General features: G+C 76.1%; 26 protein-coding genes and 1 pseudogene. 16 read left to right on the top strand and 11 right to left on the bottom strand.

Going from position 1 to position 25,628, the window contains the following annotated elements; translation table 11 throughout:
• Nucleotides 1-266 precede the first annotated feature (266 nt).
• Entirely contained in the window at nt 267-1,058 is a 792-nt protein-coding gene (locus tag ACWPWW_RS11950; protein WP_454050596.1) for a hypothetical protein, read from the top strand.
• Between the two features lie 38 nt (nt 1,059-1,096).
• Here the strand turns inward: ACWPWW_RS11950 and ACWPWW_RS11955 are convergent, their stop codons facing one another.
• Both ACWPWW_RS11955 and ACWPWW_RS11960 read right to left on the bottom strand, forming a co-directional pair.
• Nucleotides 1,097-1,759: a Type 1 glutamine amidotransferase-like domain-containing protein gene (locus ACWPWW_RS11955; RefSeq protein ID WP_454050597.1), complete on the bottom strand. Its 663-nt coding sequence runs from the start codon at nt 1,757-1,759 to the stop codon at nt 1,097-1,099.
• Nucleotides 1,760-1,868: 109 nt separating this feature from the next.
• Nucleotides 1,869-2,354, bottom strand: coding sequence for a GNAT family N-acetyltransferase (locus tag ACWPWW_RS11960; protein ID WP_454050598.1), 486 nt, complete (start codon nt 2,352-2,354; stop codon nt 1,869-1,871).
• A 256-nt stretch (nt 2,355-2,610) separates the two neighbouring features.
• Here ACWPWW_RS11960 and ACWPWW_RS11965 point away from each other — a divergent pair, with 256 nt between their 5' ends.
• The 7 genes and pseudogenes from ACWPWW_RS11965 to ACWPWW_RS11995 all read left to right on the top strand — a co-directional run bounded on the left by ACWPWW_RS11965 (nt 2,611) and on the right by ACWPWW_RS11995 (nt 10,348).
• Nucleotides 2,611-3,912: an extracellular solute-binding protein gene (locus ACWPWW_RS11965; protein ID WP_454050599.1), complete on the top strand. Its 1,302-nt coding sequence runs from the start codon at nt 2,611-2,613 to the stop codon at nt 3,910-3,912.
• Between the two features lie 416 nt (nt 3,913-4,328).
• A pseudogene (locus tag ACWPWW_RS11970) lies at nt 4,329-4,808 on the top strand (carbohydrate ABC transporter permease); the annotation flags it as partial.
• A 208-nt stretch (nt 4,809-5,016) separates the two neighbouring features.
• Nucleotides 5,017-5,829 (top strand): carbohydrate ABC transporter permease, encoded by an 813-nt coding sequence (locus ACWPWW_RS11975; RefSeq protein WP_454050600.1) that lies wholly within the window; start codon nt 5,017-5,019, stop codon nt 5,827-5,829.
• A gap of 2 nt (nt 5,830-5,831) precedes the next feature.
• Complete coding sequence (locus tag ACWPWW_RS11980) at nt 5,832-6,635, top strand: IclR family transcriptional regulator (protein WP_454051804.1); 804 nt, start codon at nt 5,832-5,834, stop codon at nt 6,633-6,635.
• A 1-nt stretch (nt 6,636) separates the two neighbouring features.
• Nucleotides 6,637-8,301, top strand: a complete 1,665-nt coding sequence (locus ACWPWW_RS11985; RefSeq protein ID WP_454050601.1) for a beta-N-acetylhexosaminidase — start codon at nt 6,637-6,639, stop codon at nt 8,299-8,301.
• Nucleotides 8,298-9,905 carry an N-acyl-D-amino-acid deacylase family protein gene (locus ACWPWW_RS11990; protein WP_454050602.1) on the top strand — a complete coding sequence of 536 codons (1,608 nt, stop codon included), beginning with the start codon at nt 8,298-8,300 and terminating at the stop codon, nt 9,903-9,905. The genes ACWPWW_RS11985 and ACWPWW_RS11990 overlap by 4 nt, the downstream gene beginning before the upstream one ends.
• A 65-nt stretch (nt 9,906-9,970) precedes the next feature.
• On the top strand, nt 9,971-10,348 hold the full coding sequence (locus ACWPWW_RS11995) for a RidA family protein (protein ID WP_454050603.1): 378 nt from the start codon (nt 9,971-9,973) through the stop codon (nt 10,346-10,348).
• Between the two features lie 46 nt (nt 10,349-10,394).
• Here the strand turns inward: ACWPWW_RS11995 and ACWPWW_RS12000 are convergent, their stop codons facing one another.
• Complete coding sequence (locus ACWPWW_RS12000; protein WP_454050604.1) at nt 10,395-11,648, bottom strand: alanine racemase; 1,254 nt, start codon at nt 11,646-11,648, stop codon at nt 10,395-10,397.
• Nucleotides 11,649-11,783: 135 nt separating this feature from the next.
• Here ACWPWW_RS12000 and ACWPWW_RS12005 point away from each other — a divergent pair, with 135 nt between their 5' ends.
• Nucleotides 11,784-12,398 (top strand): dihydrofolate reductase family protein, encoded by a 615-nt coding sequence (locus tag ACWPWW_RS12005; RefSeq protein WP_454050605.1) that lies wholly within the window; start codon nt 11,784-11,786, stop codon nt 12,396-12,398.
• A 16-nt stretch (nt 12,399-12,414) separates the two neighbouring features.
• Here the strand turns inward: ACWPWW_RS12005 and ACWPWW_RS12010 are convergent, their stop codons facing one another.
• Nucleotides 12,415-12,720 carry a F0F1 ATP synthase subunit epsilon gene (locus ACWPWW_RS12010; protein WP_454050606.1) on the bottom strand — a complete coding sequence of 102 codons (306 nt, stop codon included), beginning with the start codon at nt 12,718-12,720 and terminating at the stop codon, nt 12,415-12,417.
• A 158-nt stretch (nt 12,721-12,878) separates the two neighbouring features.
• Here ACWPWW_RS12010 and ACWPWW_RS12015 point away from each other — a divergent pair, with 158 nt between their 5' ends.
• From ACWPWW_RS12015 to ACWPWW_RS12025, 3 genes are all read left to right on the top strand, one after another.
• Complete coding sequence (locus ACWPWW_RS12015) at nt 12,879-13,229, top strand: UBP-type zinc finger domain-containing protein (protein ID WP_454050607.1); 351 nt, start codon at nt 12,879-12,881, stop codon at nt 13,227-13,229.
• Nucleotides 13,230-13,308: 79 nt separating this feature from the next.
• Nucleotides 13,309-13,881 carry a carboxymuconolactone decarboxylase family protein gene (locus tag ACWPWW_RS12020; RefSeq protein WP_454050608.1) on the top strand — a complete coding sequence of 191 codons (573 nt, stop codon included), beginning with the start codon at nt 13,309-13,311 and terminating at the stop codon, nt 13,879-13,881.
• On the top strand, nt 13,878-14,750 hold the full coding sequence (locus ACWPWW_RS12025; RefSeq protein WP_454050609.1) for an RNA polymerase sigma-70 factor: 873 nt from the start codon (nt 13,878-13,880) through the stop codon (nt 14,748-14,750). The genes ACWPWW_RS12020 and ACWPWW_RS12025 overlap by 4 nt, the downstream gene beginning before the upstream one ends.
• A gap of 11 nt (nt 14,751-14,761) precedes the next feature.
• On the opposite strand, the gene ACWPWW_RS12030 is transcribed toward ACWPWW_RS12025, so the two are convergent.
• Complete coding sequence (locus ACWPWW_RS12030) at nt 14,762-15,655, bottom strand: DMT family transporter (RefSeq protein ID WP_454050610.1); 894 nt, start codon at nt 15,653-15,655, stop codon at nt 14,762-14,764.
• Between the two features lie 40 nt (nt 15,656-15,695).
• On the opposite strand from ACWPWW_RS12030, the gene ACWPWW_RS12035 reads away from it, so the two are divergent.
• Complete coding sequence (locus ACWPWW_RS12035; RefSeq protein WP_454050611.1) at nt 15,696-16,199, top strand: MarR family winged helix-turn-helix transcriptional regulator; 504 nt, start codon at nt 15,696-15,698, stop codon at nt 16,197-16,199.
• 117 nt (nt 16,200-16,316) lie between these two features.
• Here ACWPWW_RS12035 and ACWPWW_RS12040 read toward each other — a convergent pair whose 3' ends face one another.
• The gene (locus ACWPWW_RS12040; protein WP_454050612.1) at nt 16,317-17,189 is read right to left on the bottom strand and encodes a helix-turn-helix transcriptional regulator; all 873 of its coding nucleotides are present in this window, start codon (nt 17,187-17,189) and stop codon (nt 16,317-16,319) included.
• A gap of 148 nt (nt 17,190-17,337) precedes the next feature.
• Between ACWPWW_RS12040 and ACWPWW_RS12045 the strand changes: the two genes are divergently transcribed.
• Nucleotides 17,338-18,822, top strand: coding sequence for an amidase (locus tag ACWPWW_RS12045; RefSeq protein WP_454050613.1), 1,485 nt, complete (start codon nt 17,338-17,340; stop codon nt 18,820-18,822).
• A gap of 19 nt (nt 18,823-18,841) precedes the next feature.
• Here the strand turns inward: ACWPWW_RS12045 and ACWPWW_RS12050 are convergent, their stop codons facing one another.
• From ACWPWW_RS12050 to ACWPWW_RS12070, 5 genes are all read right to left on the bottom strand, one after another.
• Nucleotides 18,842-19,063 carry a hypothetical protein gene (locus tag ACWPWW_RS12050; RefSeq protein ID WP_454050614.1) on the bottom strand — a complete coding sequence of 74 codons (222 nt, stop codon included), beginning with the start codon at nt 19,061-19,063 and terminating at the stop codon, nt 18,842-18,844.
• Nucleotides 19,064-19,193: 130 nt separating this feature from the next.
• On the bottom strand, nt 19,194-19,721 hold the full coding sequence (locus ACWPWW_RS12055) for an NUDIX domain-containing protein (RefSeq protein ID WP_454050615.1): 528 nt from the start codon (nt 19,719-19,721) through the stop codon (nt 19,194-19,196).
• Nucleotides 19,682-20,386: a hypothetical protein gene (locus ACWPWW_RS12060; RefSeq protein ID WP_454050616.1), complete on the bottom strand. Its 705-nt coding sequence runs from the start codon at nt 20,384-20,386 to the stop codon at nt 19,682-19,684. The genes ACWPWW_RS12055 and ACWPWW_RS12060 overlap by 40 nt, the downstream gene beginning before the upstream one ends.
• A gap of 46 nt (nt 20,387-20,432) precedes the next feature.
• Nucleotides 20,433-21,281, bottom strand: coding sequence for a PhzF family phenazine biosynthesis protein (locus ACWPWW_RS12065; protein ID WP_454050617.1), 849 nt, complete (start codon nt 21,279-21,281; stop codon nt 20,433-20,435).
• Between the two features lie 56 nt (nt 21,282-21,337).
• Nucleotides 21,338-22,159 (bottom strand): alpha/beta fold hydrolase, encoded by an 822-nt coding sequence (locus tag ACWPWW_RS12070; RefSeq protein WP_454050618.1) that lies wholly within the window; start codon nt 22,157-22,159, stop codon nt 21,338-21,340.
• A gap of 162 nt (nt 22,160-22,321) precedes the next feature.
• On the opposite strand from ACWPWW_RS12070, the gene ACWPWW_RS12075 reads away from it, so the two are divergent.
• Together ACWPWW_RS12075 and ACWPWW_RS12080 are read left to right on the top strand one after the other, a co-directional pair.
• Nucleotides 22,322-24,598, top strand: coding sequence for an AAA family ATPase (locus ACWPWW_RS12075; protein ID WP_454050619.1), 2,277 nt, complete (start codon nt 22,322-22,324; stop codon nt 24,596-24,598).
• 10 nt (nt 24,599-24,608) lie between these two features.
• Nucleotides 24,609-25,598, top strand: a complete 990-nt coding sequence (locus tag ACWPWW_RS12080; protein ID WP_454050620.1) for a Gfo/Idh/MocA family protein — start codon at nt 24,609-24,611, stop codon at nt 25,596-25,598.
• Nucleotides 25,599-25,628: the final 30 nt, after the last annotated feature.

Consider the following 25,628-nt stretch of genomic DNA (forward strand, 5'->3'; position numbering starts at 1 on the left):
CGTTAGCACGACACGCGGGCACGCCTGAGGGGTCAATGCGGATCCCACACCGGAGCAGCGGAACGAGCACCACAACGCCGCCCGGAACAAGAGGATAGGCGCTGGTCAGCCAAGCGAGGGTCACAAGGATCAACCGGGCCCTACACCTGCCTCTGCCGCGGTTCACCGTGCAGGGGAGCCTCCTGGACCCGGGCGCGGTCGCACCCGGCCCGATCGTGTGCGGGAGTTCCGGCCCGGCGCGCCGCCCGCACCGCTAGCGTGCCGCCATGCCCCGCCTCGCGCGACGCCCGGCCGGCGTCCTCCTCGCCGTCGCCGCGGCCACGCTCGCGCTCGTCGGCTGCTCGGGTCCGACCCAGCTCGGCGAGCGGGCTGCGAGCGACGCCGTGGTGCAGCTGCTCGAGCCGACGGTCTTCCACTCGTACGCCCCGGACATCGTGGAGTTCGCCGAGCACGTGCAGGGCGCGACGGAGGGCGGCGGGATCGTGCTGCTCGGCGTCGAGGAGGGGGATGCGTCCGCGCGGGACGACGGAGAGGCGATCGGCTGGATCACCCTCGGGCTGACGGTCTCCGACACCCGCGCACCGACCGGCTACTGGGGGTCCGAGCGGGAGCAGGACCCGGGCCCGTACTGCTTCCGCGTCGCGTTCGACCACTGGGGCGTCGACGACATCCGCGGGGCCGACTGCCCGGAGCAGCTGGTGGCGGTGGACGCGCCGCCGTCGGAGCGGCCCCGGATCGCCGCGAACGCCGAGGAGGCGGTGTGGTCGGTGCTGACCGGCCTGCCGGCGGACCTGCCGCCGGAGGCCGACGTCGCCGCGCAGGTCACGGCGCTGCTGGAGCCGCACGCCAACGGGGTGACGCCGCTCGCGGAGGTCACGGTCGCCGTCGACGGCGGGACCATCGCGGTCGCGACCGGTGACGAGGACGACTGCGTGCTGGTGGCGCGCTCGTCCGACGGCGTCGTCCGGGACGTGCACGTGCCGTCGGTGTACCTGCTGCCGGGGGAGCTGGGGTGCACCGCCGGGACGGCGTTCGCCGACCTGCGGCCTCCGCACTGACGGGCGGCGGTTCCGGCCCCGGCGGCCCGGTCGTCGCCCTACCCGTCGAACCGCGTCCACTCGCCCTCGGACACCACCTCGACGGTGCCGTCGACGACGGCGATCGCCGTCTGCTCGTCGATCGCGTAGGCCGGTCCGCCGATGCCGGCGGCCCACCGCTCGGCAGCGGCCGGGGTGTTCGTCGGGAACGCGTTCAGGTGCGGGAAGATCGAGAACGGGACGATGCCGAGGGCGCGGTCGTCCGGCGCGCCCGCCCACTCGACGAACATCTCCCCGATCCGCGGGGTCATGACCATGCTGCCGGCGCTCACCCCGACCCAGACCAGGTCGGGCAGCGTCGGCAGCAGCTCGGCCAGGCCGGACGCGCGCACCCAGTGGGCGAGGTAGGTGGCGTCCCCGCCGTCGACCAGGAGCACGTCGGCCTCGCGCACCCACGGGACCCACCGGTCCGGGCCGGTCGTCGGGAGCGCGGTCAGCTCCAGGACGCCGAGCGACCCCCAGCCGAGGCCGGTCAGGTGCTGCGTGCCCCTGTCGGCGGCGACCAGGCCGCGCACCGACTCCGGACCGCACATCGGGTGGCCCCACTGGGCGGTGGGCACGCACAGGGCGCGGGACTCGGCGACCGGCCGGGGCAGCATGCGGTCCAGGGCCGCGCGGATGCTCGGGTTGGTCACCCCGCCCGAGGTCAGGAGGAGCTTCACGGTGGCCTCCGCGTCAGCGCCGTCGGGCGGGCGCCGGCGGTCACGTGCCCATCGTCCACCGCGCCCGGGACGCTCGCGGGCTCAGCCACGCCCGGTCGGCAGGACCGGGTCAGCGCACGCGCGCCTGCAGCGCGACGTACCGCGGCTCGCTGAAGCCCAGTCCCCGGTAGAGCGCCTCCGCGGGCGCCGTGGCGTTCAGCTCGACGACGCGCACGGTCGTCTCGCTCCGCAGCCGGTCGAGCAGCGCGGCGGTGCACCGGCGCGCGAGCCCCCGGCCGCGGTAGGCGGGGCGGGTCACCACGGTGGACAGCCGCGCGTGCGACCCGTCGGGGCTGCTCGGGCTGGGCGCGTGCTGCTCCACGGCGCCGACGGCGACGGCCACCACGCCGTCCACCGGGTGCTCCGCCACCACGGCGAGGACCGTGCCCGCCGCCAGGCGCTCCGCGAACCAGGCGCGGGCGGCGACCCGCCACGGGCTGCCGGCGGGCCCGGGGTCGCTGCCCATCTCGGTGAGCATCTCCGCCCGCAGCCCGACGAGCACCGCGGCGTCGCCCGGGATCGCGTGACGGAGGCGGACGTCGGGGTCGTTCGGCACGCCCTCATGCTGCCGCGCGCCCGGGGCGGCGCTGCGCGGGGTGTGTGCAGTGCACGCCCGCGACCGTCGACCACCCCGGATCGCCGCCACGGGGCGGCCGTCCGCGCGCGCTCGGCGCGCATTCCGCACCAGGTCCTCCCGGCGGGGACCTCCGCGCTCCTAGCGTCAGCGCATCCCGTCCGGACCCCCGGACGCGTCAGCCGCCGGCGCGCGGACGCCTGGTGCGTCGACCCGCCGCCACCCCCTGGAGGAAGACGTGAGATCTCGTACCGCTGCCGTGGCGCTCGCCGCCACGATCACGCTCGCGGCGACCGCCGCCTGCGCCCCGGCCCAGTCGGGCGGGTCGGCCGCCACGGAGGACGTCCAGGACGGCACCCTGCGGGTCTGGCTGTTCTCCGAGGTCACGCAGGATCCGAAGGAGGCCGTGGTCGACCAGGCGGTGGCCGAGTTCGAGCAGGCGCACGACGGCGTCGAGGTCGACGTGGAGTACATCCCGGTGGACGCCCGTTCGGAGCGGTTCACGGGCGCGTTCAACGACCCGGCGTCCGCCCCGGACGTCGCGGAGATCGGCAACACCGACCTCGCGGGCTTCGTCGACGCGGGCGGCCTGATGGACGTGACCGACGCGATCGCCGACTGGGACGAGAGCGCGGACATCGACCCCTCGGTGCTCGCGACGACCGAGATCGAGGGCGCGTCGTACGCCGTGCCGTGGTACATCGGAGTCCGGGCGCTGTACTACCGGACCGACGTGTTCGCCGACCTGGGTCTCGAGCCGCCGACGTCGCTCGCGGAGCTGGAGGAGACGGCCCGCGCGGTCCGTGCCGCGCGGCCCGAGCTCGTCGGGATCGCGACGGGCGGCGCGGCGCAGTTCGCCTTCCTGCCCTACATCTGGGCGCACGGCGGCGAGATCGCCGAGCAGGACGGGGACGGCGCCTGGTCCGGCACGCTCGACTCCCCGGAGGCCCGCGAGGGGGTCGCGGCCTACGCCCGGCTGCTGCAGGACGACATCTGCCCCGCGCAGACGTGCGCCGAGTGGGGTGGCAACGCCTCCGTCCAGGAGTTCGTCGCCGGCAACGCGGCGATGACCATCGGCGGCGACTTCAACCGGCGCGCCGTCGACGAGTCGGCGGTCGGCGACCTGTACGGCGTCGTCCCGCTGCCGGGCGTCGAGGAGGGCTCCATCGCCCCGGCGTTCGGCGGTGGCAACCACCTGGCCGTGCTGTCCTCCACCGAGCGCCGCACGCTGGCGACCGAGTTCGTCCAACTGCTCGCGGGCAAGCAGTACCAGCAGCGGATGTTCGACGCGATGGGCAACATCCCGGTCTTCACCGACGTGCAGGCCGACGTGGCCGAGCAGGTCCCGGCGATCGCGCCGTTCGTCGAGACGCTCGCCGCCGGCACGTCGTTCGTGCCCGTGACGCCCGCGTGGAGCACGGTGGACGCGCAGGCCGTGCTGCCGACGATGGTGCAGAGCGTCGCGACCGGCGCGGCGGACGTCGACACGGCGACCGCCGAAGCCACCGCGGCCCTGGACGCCGCGTTCGGCGCGCAGTGACGGCCACGCACGCCGCGCTGCCCGGCACGGGCGGGGACACCCTGCCCGTGCCGGGCGGTACGCCCCGCGGTCGGCAGCCGCTCGCCCGGCGTGGCCGGGGGACCGGCTGGGCGCGCCGGTGGGAGCCGCGGTTCTACCTGGTCCCGGCGGGGGTCGTGCTCGCCGGCCTGCTGGCCTACCCGCTGTACCAGCTCGTCGTCGTCTCCCTGTACGACTACCGCCAGGCCAACGTGTCCGGCAGCGCGCCGCTGCGGTTCATCGGGCTGGACAACTACGCCCGGCTGCTCGGCGACGACGCGTTCTGGACGGTGCTGGGCAACACGGTGGTGTTCGCGGCGGCGTGCGTGGCGGCCACGCTGGCGGTCGGGGGTGCGCTCGCCCTGCTCGCCACGCGGCTGCGGCCGTGGTCCCGCACGGTGCTCTTCCTCGCGTCGCTCGGCGCGTGGGCCACGCCGGCGATGACCGGCTCCGCCGTGTGGCTGTTCCTGTTCGACCCGACCCTCGGCTTCGTGAACCAGACGCTCACCGCGATCGGGCTGGACGGGTTCGCGGGGCACTCGTGGACGTACGACAAGTGGTCGGCCTTCGCGCTCGTGGGCGCCGAGGTCGTCTGGTGCTCGTTCCCGTTCGTGATGGTCACGCTCTACGCCGGGATCATCGGCGTGCCGACCGAGATCCAGGAGGCGGCCCGCCTGGACGGCGCGTCGACGTGGCGGGTCGCCGTCAGCATCGTCGCCCCGATCCTGCGGCCCGTGCTGGCGATCATCACCATCCAGTCGATCATCTGGGACTTCAAGGTGTTCACGCAGATCTACGTCATGACGGGGGGCGGCGGCATCGCCGGTCAGAACCTCGTGCTCAACGTGTACTCCTACCAGCAGGCGTTCGCGGCCTCCCAGTACGGGCTCGGCTCCGCAGTCGGCGTGATCACCACGATGCTGCTGATGGTCGTCACGCTCGCCTACCCCCCCGCCCCCGGGGTGCCCCCCCCCCCGGGGGGGGCCCGGGCCCGCCGCCGGGCGGCCCCCCCCCCCCCCGCCCCCGGCCCCGCCCCCCGCCCCGGCCCCCGTCGCCCGCCGCCGGCGGCCGCGGGTCGGTGCCGACGTGCTGGCCGTCGTGGTCGCCGGGGTCGTCGCGTTCCCGCTGTACTGGATGCTGCTGTCCGCGTTGAAGCCCACGACCGAGCTGATGTCGGGCGACGCCCTGCCGTACACGCTGCACCCGACGCTCGACGCGTTCGCCCGGGTGCTGTCGGTCGAGGACGTGGGCCGGTACCTGCTCAACTCGGTGCTCGTGGCCGCGGTCGCGGTGCCGGGTGCGATGTTCTGCGCGTTCTTCGCCGCGGTCGCCCTGACCCGCTACCGGTTCCGGCTGCGCACCACGCTGCTGGTCACGGTCCTGGTGGCGCAGATGGTCCCGGTCGAGGCGCTCACCATCCCGCTGTTCTTCCTGTTCCGGTCGCTCGGGATGGTCGTCCCGGAGCTGGGCCTCAACCACCTCGGGTCGCTGATGCTCGTGCACATCTGCTTCTCGACGCCGTTCGCGATCTGGATGCTGCGCGGGTTCGTCGCTGCCGTCCCCGAGGAGGTCGAGGAGGCGGCGCGGCTCGACGGCGCGTCCGGCCTGCGGTTCGTCCGCTCGATCCTGTTCCCGCTCGTCGCCCCCGGGCTCGTGGCGGTCAGCATCTTCGGGTTCATCTCCACGTGGAACGACTTCCTGTACCCGCGCACGTTCATCATCTCCGCCCAGGAGAACCAGACCCTGCCGCTGGCGATCCTCAACTTCTTCAAGCCCGACCAGAACGACTGGGGCGCGATCATGGCGGGCTCGGTCATCATGACGCTGCCCGTGCTGGTCTTCTTCGTGTTCGTGCAGCGGCACCTCGTCTCCGGGCTGGCGGGAGCCGTGAAGGGGTGAGCGTGGACGAGTCCCAGAGCCGCAACGAGTCGCTGTCCGTGCGCCGCAGCCTCCAGCTGCTGGAGCAGGTGCGGCAGCAGGCGACCGCCGAGCGCGGGGTCCCCGTGGCCGTGCTGGCCGAGCAGATCGGCGTCCACCGGTCGACCGCGACCCGGCTGCTCGCCCCGCTCGTGGAGGACGAGCTGCTGGCGCGCGACGCGTCCGGCCGGTACCGGCTCGGGCCCGGGGCCCTGCGGCTCGGGCAGTCCTACGTGGACGAGCTCGACGTCGCGGGTCTCGCGGCGCCGTACCTGCGGGACCTGGCGTCCCGCACGGGAGCGACCTGCGTGCTGGGTCTGCCCACCGGCGGGACCGTGCGGATCGCCGCGTGCGTCGGCGACGGCGGCCGGCTCCCGAGCGGGGCGGGCGTGGGGACGCTGCTCCCCACGTACTGCACCGCGCTCGGCAAGGCCGTGCTCTCGGTCGCGCCCGCGTCCTGGATCGACCGGGCCATCGCCACCGGCCTGCAGAGCTTCACCGCCCGCACGATCACGGACCCCACCGAGCTGCGGGGCGAGCTCGACCGCACGCGCCGCCGCGGCTTCGCCCTGAACGACCGCGAGCACGACCTGCACATCAGGGCCGTCGCCTCGCCCGTGCTCAACCACGTGGGTTCGGTGGTCGCCGCCGTCTCCACGTCCACCGACCACAGCCGCATGCCGCCGGCCGCGATCCGCACGCACGCCCGTGCCACCGCCGAGGTCGCCCGCACCCTGTCTCGCGCGATGGGCTGGACCCGCGCGCCGCAACCCCTCCGAGAGGTCTGACGTGACTGCTTCCACCCCGCTCGGCCTCGTCCCCGCGCCACGTGACGCCGTGCTGCTCGGCGACGACGCGGTGCTGCCCGCGGCGTTCGTCGCGCACCTCGACCCGCAGCTCGCCGACGCCCGTGCCGTCCTGCTGGACGTCCTCGCCGTGCGCCTGGGCTGCGCGGTGACGGTGGACCCCGACGGCGGAGCACCGGCCGCCGTCCGCGTCACGCACCACCCGGGCATGCCCGAGGAGGACTACCGGCTGACCGTCGACGGCGCGCGGCAGCCGATGGTCCTGGTCGAGGCCGGCGGGGTCGCCGGTGCCCGGCACGCGGTGCGCACGCTGCAGCAGCTCGCCGGTCCCGCGGCGTTCCGCACGGTGCCGACGGGGTCGGTGGACGGTGTGCTGCTGCCCGGGGTGCTGGTGGACGACGGCCCCCGCTTCGGCCACCGGGCCGTGCTGCTCGACGTCGCCCGGCACTTCATGCCGAAGGACGGCGTGCTGCGCTTCATCGACCTCGCGTCCGCGCACAAGCTCAACGTGCTGCACCTGCACCTCACCGACGACCAGGGCTGGCGGATGGAGGTCCGCGCGTTCCCGCGGCTCACCGAGGTCGGCGCGTGGCGCACCGAGTCGCAGGTCGGGTCCTCGCGGTCGCCGCTGCGGGACGGCACGCCGCACGGCGGGTACTACACGCAGGACGACCTGCGGGAGATCGTCGCGTACGCGCGCAGCCGCGGCGTGGTGGTCGTCCCGGAGATCGACGTGCCGGGCCACTCGCAGGCCGCGATCGCCGCCTACCCGCACCTCGCTCCGCACCTGCCGCCGCAGCAGGTGTGGACGCGGTGGGGCCTGAACCCGCACGCGCTGGGCGTCTCGGAGGAGGTGCTCGCGTTCTTCCGCACCGTGCTCGACGAGGTCATGGAGATCTTCGACGCCCCGATGATCTGCCTCGGCGGCGACGAGGTCCCGACGCAGGAGTGGGCGACCGACCCCGCGATCGTGGCGCGCGCAGCCGAGCTCGGGCTGGACGACGTCGACGAGCTGGTCCCGTGGTTCGTCGCGCAGCTCGCCGAGCACCTGCGCGCCCACGGCCGCCGGGCCACGGTCTGGGACGAGGTCGGCGGCGCCCGCGTGCCGACGGACGTGGTGGTCAACTCCTGGCGCGGGTACCGGGGCGGCATCGACGCCCTGCGGGACGGGCACGACGTCGTGGTCTGCCCGGAGCACGAGGTCTACCTCGACCACCGCGCCGCGGCGGGGCTCGACGAGCCGGCGCCGGTCGGCACGGTGCACACGGTGGAGGACGTCTACCGCTTCGAGCCCCTGACCGAGCAGGTCGCCGAGGCCGCCGGCGAGCCGGGGGCGGGGACCGTGCTCGGGGCGCAGGCGCACATCTGGACCGAGCAGCTCGACAGCGGGCGGCGGGTGGACTACGCCGCCTACCCGCGGCTGACGGCGTTCGCCGAGGTGGTCTGGTCGCCGCTCGAGCGGCGCGACTGGTCCGACTTCGACCGCCGCCTGCGGGGTGCGCACCTGGCGCGGCTCGACGCCGCGGGCGTGGAGTACCGCCCGCTGGACGGACCGCACCCGTGGCAGCGGCGCCCCGCCGTCCCGGGGTGGCCGCTGCGGTTCGACGAGCTCGGCCGGCTGGTGCACGCCGAGGACGGCGCGCGGTGAGTGCGGCAACCGATCGGGCGGGAGCGCGCGTCCCCGGGCCGGGGAAGGCGCTGCTGCTGCGCGGCGGCGTGGTCGCGGACGGCACGGGCGCGCCGGCGGAGCCCGCGGACGTGCTGGTCGCCAGCGGCCAGGTGGTCCGGGTCGCCCCCGGCCTGAGCCCGGCGGGGGCCGAGGTGGTGGACGTGCGCGAGATGGTGGTGATGCCGGGGTTCGTCGACGCGCACGTGCACGTCGACGGCGGCGTGCTCGACGGCGGCGTGCAGGACGCGCTCGCGCACCAGGGCGTCACCACGGTGGTCGTGGGCCAGGACGGCCTGTCGTACGCGCCCTCGCACGCCCGGGGTGGCTCCGGCCCGGACGCCGCGGCGTTCGTCCGCCGCTACTTCGCCGCCGTGGACGGCGACCACCCCGCGTTCGCCGCGGGTGCGGTCGGCGACCTGCTCGCGACCTACGACGGCGCGACCACGGCCGACGTGGCCTACCTCGTCCCGCACGGGACCCTGCGGTACGCGGTCATGGGGCCGGACCCGCGCCCGGCGCGCCCGGACGAGATCGGCGCGATGGCGGACCTGCTGGCGGCCGGGCTCGACGCCGGCGCCCGCGGGATGTCGACGGGCCTGGAGTACGCGCCCGCGTGCTGGGCGGAGCGCGACGAGCTGCTGTCGCTGTGCGCGGTCCTCGCCAGCCGCGGCCTGCCGCACGTGTCGCACATGCGCGGCTACGAGGACCAGGTGCCGGTGGCCCTGGCCGAGCTGCTGGAGCTGTCCCGCCGCACGGGCGTGGCCACCCACGTGTCTCACCTGCACGGACCGGCCGGCACGGTGGTCCCGCTGCTCGACGCGGCCCTCGAGGACGGGTACGACCTGACCTTCGACAGCTACCCGTACCTGCGCGGGGCATCCGTGCTCGCGCTCGTCGCGCTGCCCACGTGGCTGCCGCTGGCCGACCTCGACCGCGCGACCGCCCTGCTGCAGGACGACGACGTGCGCGCCCGGCTGCTCGCCGAGGACCTGCCCGCGCGCGCCGGCGTCTGGCCCCGGGTCACGCTCGCCTCGGTCCCGCACCCGGACTACCGGTGGACGGAGGGCCGCCGGCTGGTGGACGTCGCCGAGCAGCTGGGGGAGCCCGCGGCCCTGACCGCGCTCCGCCTGCTCGTCGCCACGGGGTTGCGGGTCGGGTGCGTCTTCGAGCAGCCGCCCACCGCGTCCGCGGACTCGGTCCGCGCCCTGCTGCGGCACCCCGCGCACTGCGCGGGGTCGGACGGGATCTACGTCGGGGGGCACCCGCACCCCCGCGGCTGGGGCACGTTCGCCCGGTTCCTCGGCACGCACGTGCGCGAGCTCGGCGACTGGGACTGGGGCACCGCCGCCCAGCACCTCGCCGGGACCGCGGCCGCCCGGTTCGGGCTCGCCGACCGCGGCGTGCTGCGCCCCGGTGCCCGCGCGGACGTCGTGGTCCTCGACCCGCGCACCGTCGCGGACACGGCGACGTACGCCGTGCCGCGGTCGCCGGCACGCGGGGTGCGCGACGTGCTCGTGGCGGGCGACCCTGTCCTGTGGCAGGGCGCCCGCACCGACCGCCTGCCGGGCCGCGGGGTGCGGTGACCCCGTCCTCAGCACCCACCACCCAGCCGCCGGACCGTCCGGCGGACCACGAGGAAGGCACCACCATGACCCGCACCGCCGTCAGCACCGACGCCGCCCCCCAGCCGGCCGGCGCGTACTCGCAGGCCGTCTGGCTGGGCGACCTGCTCTGGACCGCCGGCTTCGGCCCGCAGGACCCGCAGACCGGCGCCGTCGCCCGCTCGGTGACCGAGCAGACCCGCCAGGTGCTGCGCAACGTCCGCGCCACGCTCGAGGCCGCCGGGCTCACGATGGACGACGTCGTGAAGACGACCGTGCACCTGGCGGACCTGGCGGACTTCGCCGAGTTCAACGCCGCCTACGGCGAGTTCTTCGCCGACCCCGCGCCCGCGCGCACGACCGTCGGCTCGCAGCTGGCCGGCATCAAGGTCGAGATCGACGTGGTCGCGGGCCGCACCGCCTGAGACGGCGGAGCGCGCCGCGGACCCCTCCCGCGACCGCGGCGCGCTCTCAGAACAGCGTCGCCAGCAGCTCCGTGACCCGGAGGTCCGGGTCCAGCACCGGGACGACGCGCCACTTGTCGAACGCGGTGCACGGGTGGGACACGCCCAGCTCGAGCAGGTCGCCGGGGCGCAGGGGCGTCGGGGTGGTCGCGCCGGGCTCCAGGTAGGCGTGCTGGTCGTTGGTCCGGGTCACCACCCACCCGTCCACCGGCTCGGGCGCGGATCCCGGCCGGTGCACCCGCAGCGGCACGGGCAGCCCCTCGTCGACCGGGACGTCGCGCTTGCCCGCGCCGACGATCACCAGCCCGGGCTCCGGGCAGGACGTCACCTGCGCCCACACCCGCAGCGCCGGCCGGAGCCCGCCGGGAACCCGGGTGAACGGCGTGCGTGCCGCGTAGACGCCGTGGTCGTGCGTCACCGTCGACCCGCTGCGCAGGAGGATGCGCGCCGGCAGGCCACCGAGCACGGGTCGCCCGCCGAGCACGTCGGCGACCACGTCGAAGTACGCCGACCCGCCCACCGACACGGTCACCTCCTCGGCGTCCACCAGCCCCGCGGCCGCGACCGCCGCCGCGACGTCGCGCAGCCGCTCGAGGAACGACCGCACCTCCGCCACGCCCGGCAGGCCGCCCTCGTACGCGGTGACGCCGAGCAGCCGCACCCCGGCGGTCGCCCGCACGGCGCGGGCCAGCACGAGCACCTCGGCGTCGTCGCGCAGGCCGGTCCGCCCGCCGGGGTGGCCGATCTCGATCAGCACGGGGACGGGCGCAGCGGGGTCCACTGCCACGGCCAGCCGCTCGAGCCCCGCGCCGGAGTCGAGCTGGAGCACCACCTCCGCCTCCGGCTGCTGCGCGCCCGCGACCCAGCGGAGCACCACGTCGTCCAGCACCTGGTTCGCGACCAGCAGCCGGCGCACGCCGGCCGACCTCGCCGCCAGCGCCTGGTTGCCCGTGGCCACGGTCATGCCCCAGGCGCCCGCGGCGAGCTGGCGGGCGAACAGGCCCGGCGCCATCGACGTCTTGCCGTGCGGAGCGAGCAGCAGCCCGTGGTCGGCGGCGAACGCCGCCATCGTGGCGACGTTGTGGTCCACCGCTGCCCCGTCGACCGTCAGCAGCGGCCAGGTGAACGAGCCGTCGAGCAGGTGCCTCCCGTCCCCGAGCCAGGCGTCCGCGGCGACCGGCTCCGGCTGCCACAGGCCCTTGGTCCACGGTCCGACGGTCTCGGGGGCCGCGGCGGTCGCCGGCCGGGTGAGGGAGTCCACGGCGCCGACGCTAGGTCGCGGCACGCCGGGAGCGGGAGGCCCCGGCGGGAGGTGTGTGCGGACCGCACGGCCGTGCCGCGCGGGCCCGGGGCTACGCTCGGACGGTCCGGCACCAGGACCGACCGGGGAGCGCTCGTGGGCCGCCTGCACATCGACCTGTTCGTGACCCTCGACGGCGTCGCGCAGGCGCCGGGCGGCCCTGAGGAGGACCCGTCCGACGGCTTCCCCTTCGGCGGGTGGCAGGCGCCGCTGGACGACGAGATGGTCGGCCGCGAGGTCCGTGCGGGCATCGCGGAGATGGACGCCCTGCTGCTCGGGCGCCGGACCTACGACATCTTCGCCGGGTACTGGCCGCACCACGAGGACGCGATCGGGCGGCAGCTGAACGCGGTGCCGAAGTACGTGGCGAGCCGCGGCACGCCCGACCTGGGCTGGTCCGGGAGCACGCTGCTCGGCCCGGACCTCGTCGCCGAGGTGCGGGCGGTGCGGGACCGGCACGCGAGCGTGCACGTCATCGGCAGCGTCGACCTGGTGCAGACCCTGCTCGCCGAGCGCCTGTTCGACGTGCTGACGCTCTGGGTCTACCCGGTGCTGCTCGGGCAGGGGAAGAAGGTGTTCCCCGACGGCGTCCGGCCCTCCGCGCTGACGCTGCTGGCGCCGGCGGTGACCGGTGGGGCGGGGGTGGTCCGGCTGCGGTACGGGCCGACCGGCGAGGACCCGGGGACCGGGGTGGTGGGAGCCGACGCCTGACGCGCTCCCCGCCTGGTCAGGCCAGCGCGTCGACCAGGACCGTGACGTCGTCGTCGTCGACGACCACGAACCCGCCGGTGATCGCGAACGCCTGCCGCGGGCCGGAGGCCGGGCGGACGCGCACCTCGCCGGCGACCAGCACCGCGGCGGTCGGCTCGTGCTGCGCCATGATCCCGAGCGACCCCGACGCCGACGGGACGACCACGCTGGTGGCGTCCCCCGACCAGAGCGGTCCGTCGGGGGCGACGACCTGGACGGCCAGCGATCGCGCGGTGCCTGCCGGCGGGGTGGCGTCGGTGGGCGGGGTCCGGGCGTCGGGCACGGCGGGGCTCCTCACAGCGGGGGACGTGGAGCTTCCCGAGTCTTCCGTGCGCGGCGGGGCGGTCGGGCGGCCTTTGGTCGCAGGCACCCGGTCCGCGGGTGTGCGCAGTCGGGCAGACTCGGGACGCGAGGCACCCACCGACGACAGGAGCACCGACCATGGCAGAGCTCGTCGAGCCGGCAGCGGCTCCCAGCGGACCGGGGTGCGCGGACTGCGAGACGGCGGACCCGCAGGGGTGGTGGTTCCACCTGCGCCGCTGCGCGAGCTGCGGGCACGTCGGGTGCTGCGACAGCTCCCCGAGCCGGCACGCCCGGGCCCACGCGGAGACCACCGGGCACACCGTCGTCCGGAGCTTCGAGCCCGGCGAGGAGTGGTTCTACGACTTCGCGTCGGACGAGACCTACGCCTCGGGGCCCGAGCTCGCGCCGCCGGCGCACCGCCCGGAGGACCAGGGCGCGCCGGGGCCGCGGGGGCGGGTCCCGGCGGACTGGGAGTCGCTGCTCGGCTGACCCCGGGTGTCACACGGCGCGGCCGGCCGGTGTCTTCATGCCGACGCACCGACGCGTCGCGACGACACCTGGAGGAGACATGGACGGAACGACGCGGGTCCCGGCAGCAGAGATCACCGGGCTGTACGGGGCGGTGCTGAAGCGCCTGGCCACGAAGATGCTGGGCCAGGTGCCGGACTCCGCCGGCGTGATGTGGCACAACCGGCGGGTCCTCAAGGACATGATGGGCTTCTCGCGCAAGGCCGACGGCTGGGACCGGCTGGACCCGGACGTCGCCACGTTCGCGGTCATGGCGGCGGCCGGCACGGTCGGGTGCAGCTTCTGCCTCGACCTCAACTACTTCATGGCGCACAGCTCGGGCCGCGACGAGGCCCGGGTGCGGGAGGTGCCGCGGTGGCGGACCTCGGACGTGTTCACCGCGACGGAGCGGAGGGTGATGGAGTACGCCGAGGCGATGAGCCGGACGCCGCCGGAGGTGACCGACGACCTGGTCGCCGCGCTGCTGACGGACCTCGGGCCGGCCGCGCTCGTGGAGCTGACCGCGAAGGTCGGGATGATGAACGCGGGCGCCCGGACCAACATCGCCCTGGGGATCACGTCCCAGGGGTTCTCGGACAGCTGCGGGATGCCCGCCCTGGCGAGCCCGGCATGACCGTCGACCCGTTCGTCACCCACCGCAGCCTGCTGTTCACGGTCGCCTACGAGATGCTCGGGTCGGCCGCCGACGCAGAGGACGTGCTGCAGGAGTCCTGGCTGCGGTGGGCGGGCGTCGACCACGACCGGGTGCGGGACGCCCGGGCCTACCTGGTGCGGGTCGTCACGCGGCAGGCGCTCAACCACCTGCGCTCGGTGTCCCGCCGCCGGGAGGACTACGTGGGCGAGTGGCTGCCGGAGCCGCTCCTCACCAGCCCCGACGTGGCGGACGACGTCGAGCTCGCGGAGAGCGTGTCGCTGGCGATGCTCACCGTCCTGGAGACGCTCGGCCCGACGGAGCGCGCGGTGTTCGTGCTGCGCGAGGTCTTCGACACGCCGTACGAGGAGATCGCCGCGGCGGTCGGCAGGACCCCGGCCACCGTGCGCCAGGTGGCGCGGCGCGCACGGGACCACGTGGCCGAACGCCGTCCGCGCACGCGCGTGGACCGTGCCGAGCAGGAGCGCGTGGTCCAGCGGTTCCTCGCGGCGCTCGCCACCGGCGACGTGGACGGTCTGCTGGCGGTGCTCGCGCCGGACGTGGTGCTGGTCGCCGACGGGGGCGGCGTGGTGCAGGCCACCCGCCGGCCGATCACCGGCGCCCTGAAGCTGGCCCGGTACCTCGTCGGTGGGATGGCGAAGGCGCCGGTGCCGATCCGGGCGACGGCGATGTGGTGCAACGGGGAGCCGGGGCTGCGGGTCGACGCGGGCGGCGAGCTGGCGGCGGTGGTGGGCATGACGGTCGAGGGCGGGCGCATCACCCGGCTCTACTCGGTGGTGAACCCGGGCAAGCTCGGACGGGTCGACGAGGAGGTCGCGCTGGCGCGGTAGCCGTTCGCCGCTCACCCCGGAGCTCCTGCGGCCGGAGCGAGTGGCGCCCGCTCCCGGCTCGCCGTCGCGCCGAGCACCATCGCCCCCAGCACCACGGCGATGCCGAGCACCTGCCGGCCCGTGAGCGTCTCCGCGGCCAGCACCGTCCCGAGCAGCACCCCGGTGACCGGGTTCAGCAGCCCGACCAGGCCCACGGTCGACGGGCCGAGGCGCCGCAGGGAGGCGAACCAGGCGACGTTCGCCAGCGCGGTCGCCACCAGCGAGACGTAGGCGAACCCGAGCACTGCGGTGCCGTCGAGCGCCGGCGGCGCACCCTCGACCACCACCGCGGCCGGCAGCAGCACCAGCGCGCCGGCGACGAGCTGCCAGGCCGTCAGCGGCAGCACGTCGATCTCGCCGCGCCACCGGGTCGCCAGGACGTAGCCGACGGACGACAGCACCATCGCGGCGACCGACGCGACGACGCCGCCCGGGTCGAGGCCCGCGCCCGCCTCGCCACCGAGGAGCATGACCGCCACGCCCGCGACGCCGAGCATCCCGCCGACCACGGCCCGGAGCCGAGGTCGCTGGCCGAGCAGCACCCACGCCGCCAGCATCATCGCGACCGGTCCGACGGCCATCACCGTCGAGGCGATGCTGGTGGGCAGCGTCTGCGCCGCGACGTAGACGAGCGCGAAGAACGCCCCGGTGGTCAGCAGGCCGAGCACCGCGGAGCGCCACCACCACGACCCGCGCGGCAGCCGACGGGCCAGCACCAGCAGCACCAGGCCGGCCGGGAGGGCGCGCAGCACGCCGCCCCACAGCGGGCTGTCGGCGGGCAGCGTGTGCCGGGTGACGTAGTAGGTCGTGCCCCAGAGGACCGGGGCGAGCGCCGCCACGGGCAGCCACCGGCGGGAATCTTCCATGGAAGACATAGTATCTTCCGCGGAAGGTAGAGTCGAGTGCATGCCGGAGACCCCCGACCACGTCGACCTGATCCAGCAGGAGTGGGCCCGCGAGCGCCCCGACGTCGACGTCCGCCCGCAGGGCGTCATCGGGCGGCTGCACCGGCTCGCCGCCGCGCTGACCGACGAGCTGACCGCCGTCTACCGGGAGCACGGGCTCGGCGAGGGGGAGTTCGACGTCCTCGCCACGCTGCGCCGGGCCGGGGCGCCGTTCGAGCGGGCACCGGGCGAGCTCGCCGCGCACACGATGGTGACCACCGGGGCGATGTCCAAGCGCGTCGACCGCCTCGAGCGCGCAGGGCTGGTCAGTCGCCGGCCCAGCGCCGACGACGGCCGTGGTCGCGTGGTGGCGCTGACGCCGCACGGGCGCGAGGTCGTCGACCGCGCGTTCGAGGCGCACATGGCCAACGAGCGCCGCCTGCTGGACCTGATCGGCGACGCGGACGCCGACGCCCTGGAGGCGGTGCTGCGCCGCTGGCTCCAGGCCCTCGACGACCCGGCCTGACCGCTCCGCCCCCACCGCGCGGCAGTCGCCGAGCGTGCACGGAACACGGCGAACGAGTACCCAGGGGATGCGCGCTCGACGTGTCCGGTGCCCACTCGGTGGAGAGGGCCGGGCGGGTCAGCGCCGGGTGGGCTCCGCTTCGGTCGCCGCCCAGCTGGCCAGCAGCTGCAGCGCGTCGGCCGTCGGCGTGCCGGGGGCCGCGGTGTAGACGAGGAGCGTCAGCCCGGGGGCCTGCGCGATCGGCAGCGTGTCGTACATGAGGTCGAGCCGGCCGGCGACGGGGTGCTGGATGTGCTTGGTGCCGCCGCGGTGCAGGTGCACGTCGTGCCGGGCCCAGCGCTCCCGGAACTCGTCGCTGCGGGTCGACAGCTCGCCGACCAGGTCCTGCACGGCCCGGTCGTACGGGTCCCGCCCGGCGACGCCCCGCAGGATGCCGACGGTGTCCCGCGCGGCCTTCTCCCAGTCGACCCAGTAGTCCCGGGCGGCGGGGTCCAGGAACGCGAACCGGGCGTGGTTGGCGGGCCGGCCCTCGGCGGACGAGGGACCGGTGAGCAGCGGGGCGTACAGCGCCCGGCCGAGCGCGTTGGTCGCGAGGATGTCGAGGCGCTCGTTGCGCACGACCGCCGGTGCCCCGGTCATGGCGTCGAGCATCGCCTGGACGCTGGCGGGCACGGCCCGGACCGGGCGGCGGCGGGTCCGCGGGCGCGGGCCGGCGGCGCGGGCCAGGTCGTGCAGGTGGACGCGCTCGGCCTCGTCCAGCTGCAGGGCGCCCGCGATCGCCTCGAGCACCGACTCCGAGACCCCGCCCAGGTTCCCGCGCTCCAGCCGCACGTAGTAGTCGGAGGACACCCCGGCGAGCATCGCGACCTCCTCGCGCCGCAGCCCGGCGACGCGGCGGTTCGACCCGTAGGCCGTCAGCCCTGCCTGCTCGGGCGTGATCCGCGCGCGGCGCGAGGCCAGGAAGTCCCGCACCTCGTCCCGGTTGTCCATGCCGACGACGGTACGTCCAGCACTGCGGACCTGGCAGGTCCTGGCAGTACCCGTCACGCGCCCGGCGTCCGGTCGCCGCGGCTCACGCCGGGTGGTCCGCACCGCCTGGACCAGGCCACCCGCGCCCCGGCGTGCCTACGCTGGCCGCGTGACAGCCCTGCACGACCGCACCGCCGTGGACCTGCGTGACCTGCTGCGGTCCGGCGACCTCGAGCCCGCCGACCTCGTCGAGCACTACCTGCGCCGCATCGCCGAGCGGGACGCCCGCCTCGGTGCCTTCGCGACCGTCACGCCGGCAGCGGCGCGGGAGCGCGCGGCGACCCTGCGCCGGGACAGCCGCCCGGGTCCGGGCACCCCGCTGTGGGGCCTGCCGTCGGCGGACAAGGACCTGACGGACCGCGCCGGGGTGCCGACCGGCTTCGGCTCCCGCGCGTTCGCCGGCCCGCACCGGTACGTGCCGGAGGTCAGCAGCGACGTCACCCGGGTGCTCGACGCGGCGGGGGTGGTGTCGCTCGGCAAGACCGCGGCGCCGGAGCTCGGGTTCCCGTCGTACACGGAGACGCTGGTCGGGCCGCCCGCCAGGAACCCGTGGGACCGGGACCGCGGTGCGGGCGGGTCGAGCGGCGGTGCGGCGGTGGCCGTGGCGGCGGGCCTGCTGCCGGTCGCGCCGGGGTCGGACGGTGGCGGGTCGATCCGCATCCCCGCGGCGGCGTGCGGGCTCGTCGGGCTCAAGACCACGCGCGGGCTGCTCCCGGCGGGCGGCGGCGTGGAGTCGCTGGGCGGGCTGGTCACGCACGGCCCGATCGCCCGGACCACGGCCGACGCCGCCCTGCTGCTGGAGGGGATGCTGCCCCGGCGCGCGGACGGCTCGGCCGACCACCCGAGGACGCTGCGGACGGCGGCCGGGACGCCCGGGTCGTACCTGGAGGCGGCGCAGCGGGGGCAGACGCCGGACGGCCGTCGGGCGTTCCGCGTCGCCGTCAGCACGTTCAGCGCCTGGGAGGGCGCCTACGACATCGCGCTCGGCCCGGAGGCGCGCACGGCGCTCGACGCCGGCGCTGCCGCGCTGGACGGGCTGGGCCACGCGGTCGTCGACGCCGGCGCCTGGGACCCCGACCCGGCGTACGCACCGGCGTTCCGGACCCTGTGGATGGCGGGGGCGTCCGCCGTGCCGGTCGACGACCCGGAGCGCCTGGCGCTGCTGGAGCCGCTCACGCGGTGGCTGGTCGAGCGTGGTCGGGCGGTGCCGGCCCGGCAGCTGGTGGAGGCCGTCGCGGCGCTCGCGGCCTTCGAGCGCACGATGGTCGCGCGGGTCGAGCAGCACGATGCGGTGCTGCTGCCGGCGCTGGCGATGACGCCCCGGCCGCTCGGCTGGTACGACGCGGAGGACCCGGAGCGGAACTTCGCGCAGCAGTGCCAGTACACGCCGTACACGTCGATGATCAACGTCTGCGGCCTGCCGGCCATCACGGTGCCGACGCACTGGACCGCGCCGGACGCCGGCGCGCCGGCCGGGCTGCCGATGGGCGTGCAGCTGGTCGGGCGCCCCGGCGGCGAGCACACGCTGCTGGCGCTGGCGGCGCAGCTGGAGGAGCGGCTGCGCTGGCAGGAGCGGCGACCGCCGGTCTGGTGAGCGTCGGCCCGCCGACGGCTCAGGCCGCGCGGCCCCGGTGCGGTCGCCGTGTGGCCGCGTACGCCGCGGCCATCCGGTCGAACTCCGCGCGGGTCAGCCCCATCGCCTCGATCATCTCGCCCGCGAGCCGGTCGTACTCCGCCTGCTCCGCGGCGTCCCGGGGCGGCTGGCGGCGCCCCGCGGCGAAGAACCTCTCGCTGACCTCGGTCAGCCGGGCGTGGTCGATCGGCTGCGTGCTCATGGCCGGCACGGTACGGGCGACCACTGACACGGCGCCGGCTCCGTGGTGACGCGGGACGTCCCGGCGGACGTCGTCGCGGTCGGCAACCCGGCGCGGGTGGTCCGGGAGCACATCGACCGCTGACGGCCGGTCAGCCCGGCGCGAGGTGCGTGCGCAGCCGGTCCAGGAGCTCGGCCTGCGCGGCGACGACCAGCAGGCGCGCCTCGGCGAGCGGCAGCCAGCGCAGCTCGTCGAGCTCCGGGAACGTGACCGTGCGCCCGCTGCGGGGCGGCCACTGCACGGTGACCTGGCTGACCGGTCCGCGCGGCGCCGCCAGGTCGAGGTCCGCCGCCCGCGCCCAGACGTGCACGACCTTGCCCGCGCGCTGCCGCACCTCGCCCAGGTCGACCTCCGGCCCGTCCGGCGCCGGGACGCCGACCTCCTCCGCGAACTCGCGCAGCGCGGTGCTGCGCGGGTCCTCGCCGGCCAGCGGCTCGCCCTTCGGCACCGTCCAGGCGCCGGCCTGCTTGCGCGCCCAGAACGGCCCGCCCATGTGGCCGACCAGCACCTCGGGGCCGTCGGGGCCCGAGCGGTGCAGCAGCAGTCCGGCGCTGGTCCGGGCGGGCGCGGCCACGGGGATCAGCAGCCCGCCGTGTCGTACCCGCAGAGCAGCTCCCACGCCGCCTGCGTCGCCCCGGTCACCGTCTCGCGCGCCGCGGCGACGTTGCTCTCGCCGCCCTCCAGCGCCACGACCGTGACGGCGGTGCCGCGCCGGGTGGCGGCCAGGTAGCTGCCGACCGAGCCGTCCAGCCCGCCGTCGGCGGACGCGCCGTAGTAGTCCGTCGCGAGCCCCAGGCCCTGGGCGCCGACGGCCAGCGGCTCGAGGACGTAGCTGGTGCTGCCGGCGGTGCAGGCAGTGAGCGCGGCCGCCAGCCGGTCCGCCTCCGCGACCGCCGCGTCGGCGTCGGCGAACACGGCCACCTGCTGCACGCCGACCGGTGCCTCCTCCGCGCCGTCGCCCTGGCCGACGGTGCGCATCGCGACCGCCGCAGCCGGGCCCCCGGCCGCGCAGTCCTGCGGCAGCCGCCAGTCGACGACGCCCGCGGTGTCCTGCCGCGCACCCGGGGACGCCGGCCACGCCGTCGCGGGCAGCAGCGCCTCGGCGGGCACGTCCGTGGCGACGTCCGGCATCGAGGCCGCGGAGGTGGCCGGTGCCGAGGGGGTGGCCGGGGGCGTCGACGCCGGCCGGGACGCGGGGTCCGACGCCGCCGGGTCCGCCGCGGTGCAGCCCGCCAGGGCGAGCGCGCACGCCGTCATGGTCAGGAGCCGCTTCCTGGTCCGCATGACGTCCACCCTGGCAAGGACCGGCCGCCGGCGCCCGTCGAGGGCCTCAGATGTGCACGGTGCCGTCGACGCAGGTCACGGTCGCCCCGCCGACCCACACCTGGCCGGCGGCGTCCCGCTCGACGTGGATCCGCCCCGCGCGGCCGAGCACGGCGCCCTGGGCGGCCACGTACTGCTCGGGCGCCCGGCCGGTGCCGATCAGCCACTGCCCGGCGACGGCGTTCAGGCTGCCGGTGACCGGGTCCTCGGGGACGTCGATCGCCGTGGTGAACCCGCGCAGCTCGAACGCGACCGGGCTGCCGTCCGGGTAGGGGCCGATCACGCCGAGGTGCACCGACCCGAGCGCCGGGAAGTCGGGACGCAGCCCGAGCACGCGCTCCGCGGAGTCGAGCAGCAGCAGGTTCCAGCGGGGCCCGTTGTCCAGGAACCGGTGGGCGACCACGGCCTCCGGCGGGAGCCCGAGCGCGGCGGTGAAGCGGCGCAGGGTGTCCTCGTCCAGCGGGGTGTCGACGAACGGCGGCGGCGCGGAGAACTGCAGGCCGGCCGCGCTCTGCCGGAGGGTCACGAGCCCGACGCCGCACTCCTGCACCACGTCGGTGGCGTCCGCCGGGCGTCCGCCGGCGGCGAGCCAGGCGTGGCACGAGCCGAGCGTGGGGTGCCCGGCGAACGGCAGCTCGCCGCCGGGCGTGAAGATCCGCAGCCGGTAGTCCGCGCCCGGCGTCGTCGGCTGGAGCAGGAACGTCGTCTCCGACAGGTTGGTCCACCGCGCGAACGCAGCCATCTGCGCGTCCGTGAGGTCGTCGGCGTCGTGCACGACGGCGACGGGGTTGCCGAGGTACGGCTCGGCGGTGAAGACGTCGACCTGGGAGAACCGGTGCGGGGCCGTGGGCTGCATCGGGCCAGGTTACGGCCGCGCGCGGCCGGGACGTGCCGGCCGCGCGCGTCGGGGGATCAGTCGGCGATGAACGCCAGGACGTCCTTGATCAGGGCCTCCTGGTAGGCGCCGGAGATGCCGTGCGGCGCGCCGGGGTAGACCTTCAGCGTGCCGAGCTTGACCAGGTCGATCGTCTTCTCCGCGGCGGCGGCGATCGGGACGATCTGGTCGTCGTCGCCGTGCGCGATGAGGATCGGCACGTCGAGCGCCTTCAGGTCCTCGGTGAAGTCGGTCTCGGAGAACTGCTCGACGCAGTCGTAGGCCGCCTGGAGCTCGGCCTGCATGCCCATGCGCCAGAAGTCGTCGCGCAGGCCCTGGCTGATGGTCGAGCCCTCGCGGTTGGCGCCGTAGAACGACTCCGACAGGTCCTGGTAGAACTGCGAGCGGTCCTTCAGGACGCCCTCGCGGATGCCGTCGAACACCTCGATCGGCGTGCCCTCCGGGTTGGACTCGGACTTGACCATGATCGGCGGGACGGCGCCGGCGGTCACGACCTTCGACACGCGGCCCTTGCCGTGCTGCGCGGCGTAGCGGACGACCTCGCCGCCACCGGTGGAGTGGCCGACGACGGTGAGGTCGGTGAGGTCCAGCTGCTCGACCAGCGCGGCCAGGTCGCGGGCGTAGGTGTCCATGTCGTTGCCGCCGTTGGTGCGGGAGGAGCGGCCGTGGCCGCGGCGGTCGTGCGCGATGGCGCGGTAGCCGTTGTCGGCCAGCACCTTGAGCTCGTAGGCCCAGCCCTCGGAGCTCAGCGGCCAGCCGTGGCTCAGCACGACCGGGCGGCCCTGGCCGTAGTCCTGGTAGAAGATCTCGGCGCCGTCGGGCGTGGTGATGTAGGGCATGGTGCCTCCTCTGGATCGGGGTCCGGACCGACCGATCCCCGGCACTTGCCCGGGATGTCCGTCCCCGTGGACCATGAGACCGCGCAGCGCCGCGCGGTCACCAGGAAGAAGACCGGCAGAACTCGCACCACGTGCGTCCTGCCGCGAGCGAGGGCGGGTCACGTGGGCGAGCAGGGGCTGGGCGAGCTGCTGCGCAGGCACCGCAGCGAGGCGGACCTCACGATCGAGGACCTGGCTGCGGCCTCGGGCGTCAGCGACCGGGGGATCGGCGACATCGAGCGCGGCGTCAGCCGGGGACCCCAGCACCGCACGGTCGTCGCGCTCGCCGACGCGTTGCGGCTCGGTGCCGACGACCGGGACGCGCTGCTGCGGCTGGCGCGCGAGGGCCGCCGCCGTCCGGGGACCGCGGCGCCGCACGCCCTGCCGCTGCCCCGGCGCGTCGGCGACTTCACGGGCCGGGAGCTGGAGCGCGCCGCGCTGGCGGCCGTGCTGTCCGGAGCCCGGGAGGGGGACGAGTCGCCGGTCGCGCTCGTCACCGGGCCGCCGGGGTTCGGGAAGACCACCCTCGCGGCCCAGGTGGCCCGCGATCTGCGGGAACGGTTCCCCGAGCAGCTGTTCCTGGACCTGCGCGGCGTCGACCACGAGCCCGTCGCGCCGGACGCCGCCGTCCGCCGGGTCGCCGAGGCGCTCGCGTCCGGGACGGTGCCGCCGGACCCCGCTGCGGCGGTCGAGCACGTGCGTGGCCTGCTCGTCGGCCGCCCGGTGCTGCTCGTGCTGGACAACGCCGCCTCCGAGGAGCAGGTGCGGCCCCTGGTGCCCGCCGAGGGACCGGCGGCGGTGCTGATCACCAGCCGGCGCGTGCTGGCCGGGCTCGGCGGGGTGCACCGCACGACCCTCGACCGTCTGGCGCCGGCGGACTCCGTGGCGCTGCTCGACGCCATCCTGCCCGGACGCGGGAGCGCGGCCGACCTCGAGCAGCTCGCGACGCTGTGCGACGACGTGCCCCTGGCGTTGCGGATCGCGGGCAACCGGCTCGCCGCGCGGCAGGGCTGGTCGATCGCCGGGCTCGTGCGGCGGATGTCCGTCGACGAGCGCCGGCTCGACTCCCTCGCGGCGGGCGACCAGCAGGTCCGGGCCGCGTTCACGTCCTCGTACGAGCAGCTCGGCCCCGGGGCGCAGCGGCTGTTCCGGCGGCTCGCGCTCGTGGACGCGCCGACCGCGGGCGCCGGGCTGGCCGCGGCGCTGGTCGGGGAGACGGTGTGGCGCACGGAGGACCTGCTGGACGAGCTGGTCGACCTCAGCCTGGTGCAGCACCTGCCGGGCGACCGCTACCAGCTGCACGACCTGCTGCGCCTGTACGCGCGCTCGGAGCTGGACCACCAGGAGGACGCCGCCACGCACGCCGCGGTACGGGCCGCCGCCGACGAGTGGCTGCTGACGACGACCGTGCGCGCGGGGTACCGGTTCGAGCCCGAGCACGCGGCGGACCCGGTGCCGGGCGGCGCCGGGACGGGGGACCTCGACCTGCGCGAGCAGGACGCGGCGCAGGCGTGGCTCCGCGCGGAGTCGGTGAGCTGGCTGGCGGCCCTGCGCCGGGCGTCGGCGGCGGGGCAGCACGCCCGGGTCGCCGAGGTCGCGGACGCGCTGCACTGGTTCTCCGACCTGTGGGCGACCTGGGACCGCTGGGCCGAGGTCTACGACCGCTCGGCGGACGCCGCGACGGCCCTGGGCGACGACCGCCTGATCGCCGTGCACGAGGGGTACCGGGCGTGGGCGCAGTCGATCTGCCGGGGCGACCTGCCCCGCGCCCGCACGGCAGCGGACCGGGCGCTCGCCGCCGCGCGGCGCTGCGGCGACACGGCGCAGGAGGGCTGGGCCCTCAGCTACCGGTCGTGGATCTTCTCGCAGTCGGGCGACCTGGCCGACGCCGAGCGGGACGCGCGCGCCGCGGTCGACCTCATGGTCGCCGCGGACGACGCCGAGGGCGCGCCCCAGGCGATGCTCGCCCTCGCGAAGGCCCAGGCCAGCCTCGCCCGCTACGACGACTGCATCGCGACCGTCCGGGCGACGATCGCCCGGGTCCGCGACCCGCGGACGCGGCCGCGGGCCCAGGTGGCCGCGTACACCGAGGCCAACGCGCACGTGCACCTGGCGAGCACGCTGGTGAGCGCGGAGCGCTGGGCCGAGGCGCGCGAGGCCGCGTCCGAGGCGCTGCGCCTGGCCGCGCCGCTCGGGGTGCCACGGATCGTGGCGTCCGCGCACCTGGCCCGGGGCCGTGCGCACGCCGCCCTCGGCGACACCGGGGCCGCGGTGGCGGACATCGAGGTCGCGGTGACCACCCGGCGGGAGCTCGGGCTCGACGTGCCGCTGGCGGCGGCGCTCGCCGCCCTGGAGCAGGTGCGGGCCGCCGGCGCGCCGACGCCGGTGCCCGCGGGCTAGGGTGCGGACCATGTCGACGGTGCGTCTCGGAGTCCTGGGTGCTGCCCGCATCCTCAAGAACGCGGTGGTCGATCCCGCCGCCTCCGTCCCGGAGGTCGAGGTGACCGCGATCGCCGCCCGCGACCGGTCCCGGGCGGAGGAGATGGCGGAGCGGGACGGCATCCCGCGCGTGCTCGACGACTACGACGCGCTGCTCGCGGACCCCGACGTCGACGCCGTGTACGTGCCGACGCCCGCCGCCCTGCACGGCGTCTGGGTGCTCCGCGCGATCGCCGCCGGCAAGCACGTCCTGTGCGAGAAGCCGTTCACGGCGAACGCGGCGGAGGCCGAGGACGTCGCCGCCGCCGCGGCCGGCTCCGGCCTGGTCGTGATGGAGGCGTTCCACTCCCAGCACCACCCGTCGTGGGCGCGGCTGCGCGAGCTGCTCGCCGAGGGCGCGATCGGCGACGTCGTCAGCGCCGAGGCCGACTTCTGCGTCGAGATCGCCGACCGGTCGGACATCCGCTGGCAGGAGTCGATGGGCGGCGGCGCCCTGATGGACCTGGGCGTGTACCCGCTGCGGTTCCTCACCCACGTGCTCGGGGCGCCGACCGTGCGCTCCGCCGAGGCGGTGGAGGTCGACGGCGTCGACGCGTCGATCGTCGTGCACCTGGACCTGCCCGGCGGCGTCGACGGCACGCTGCGCGCGAGCATGGTCGAGACCGAGGACCAGCGGGCGTGGGCGCGGATCACCGGCACCGCCGGGACGATCACGGTGCACGCACCGTACGCGCCGCAGAACGGCGGCCGCATCGTCGTCGAGCGCGACGGCGCGAGCACCGAGGAGCCGGTCGACCCGACGGGGTCGTACGTGTGGATGCTGCGGTCGTTCGCGGACGCGGTGCTGCACGGCGGCGATCCGGTGTCCGGGACGACGCAGGCCGTCGCGGCGATGCGCCTGGTCGACGACGCCTACCGCGCCGCGGGCATGGCGCCGCGCGAGCCGGCGCCGCTGGCCTGACGACCGCTGCCCCGCCTCACCGGCCGGGCA

Source organism: Cellulomonas sp. Marseille-Q8402, from assembly GCF_965119525.1.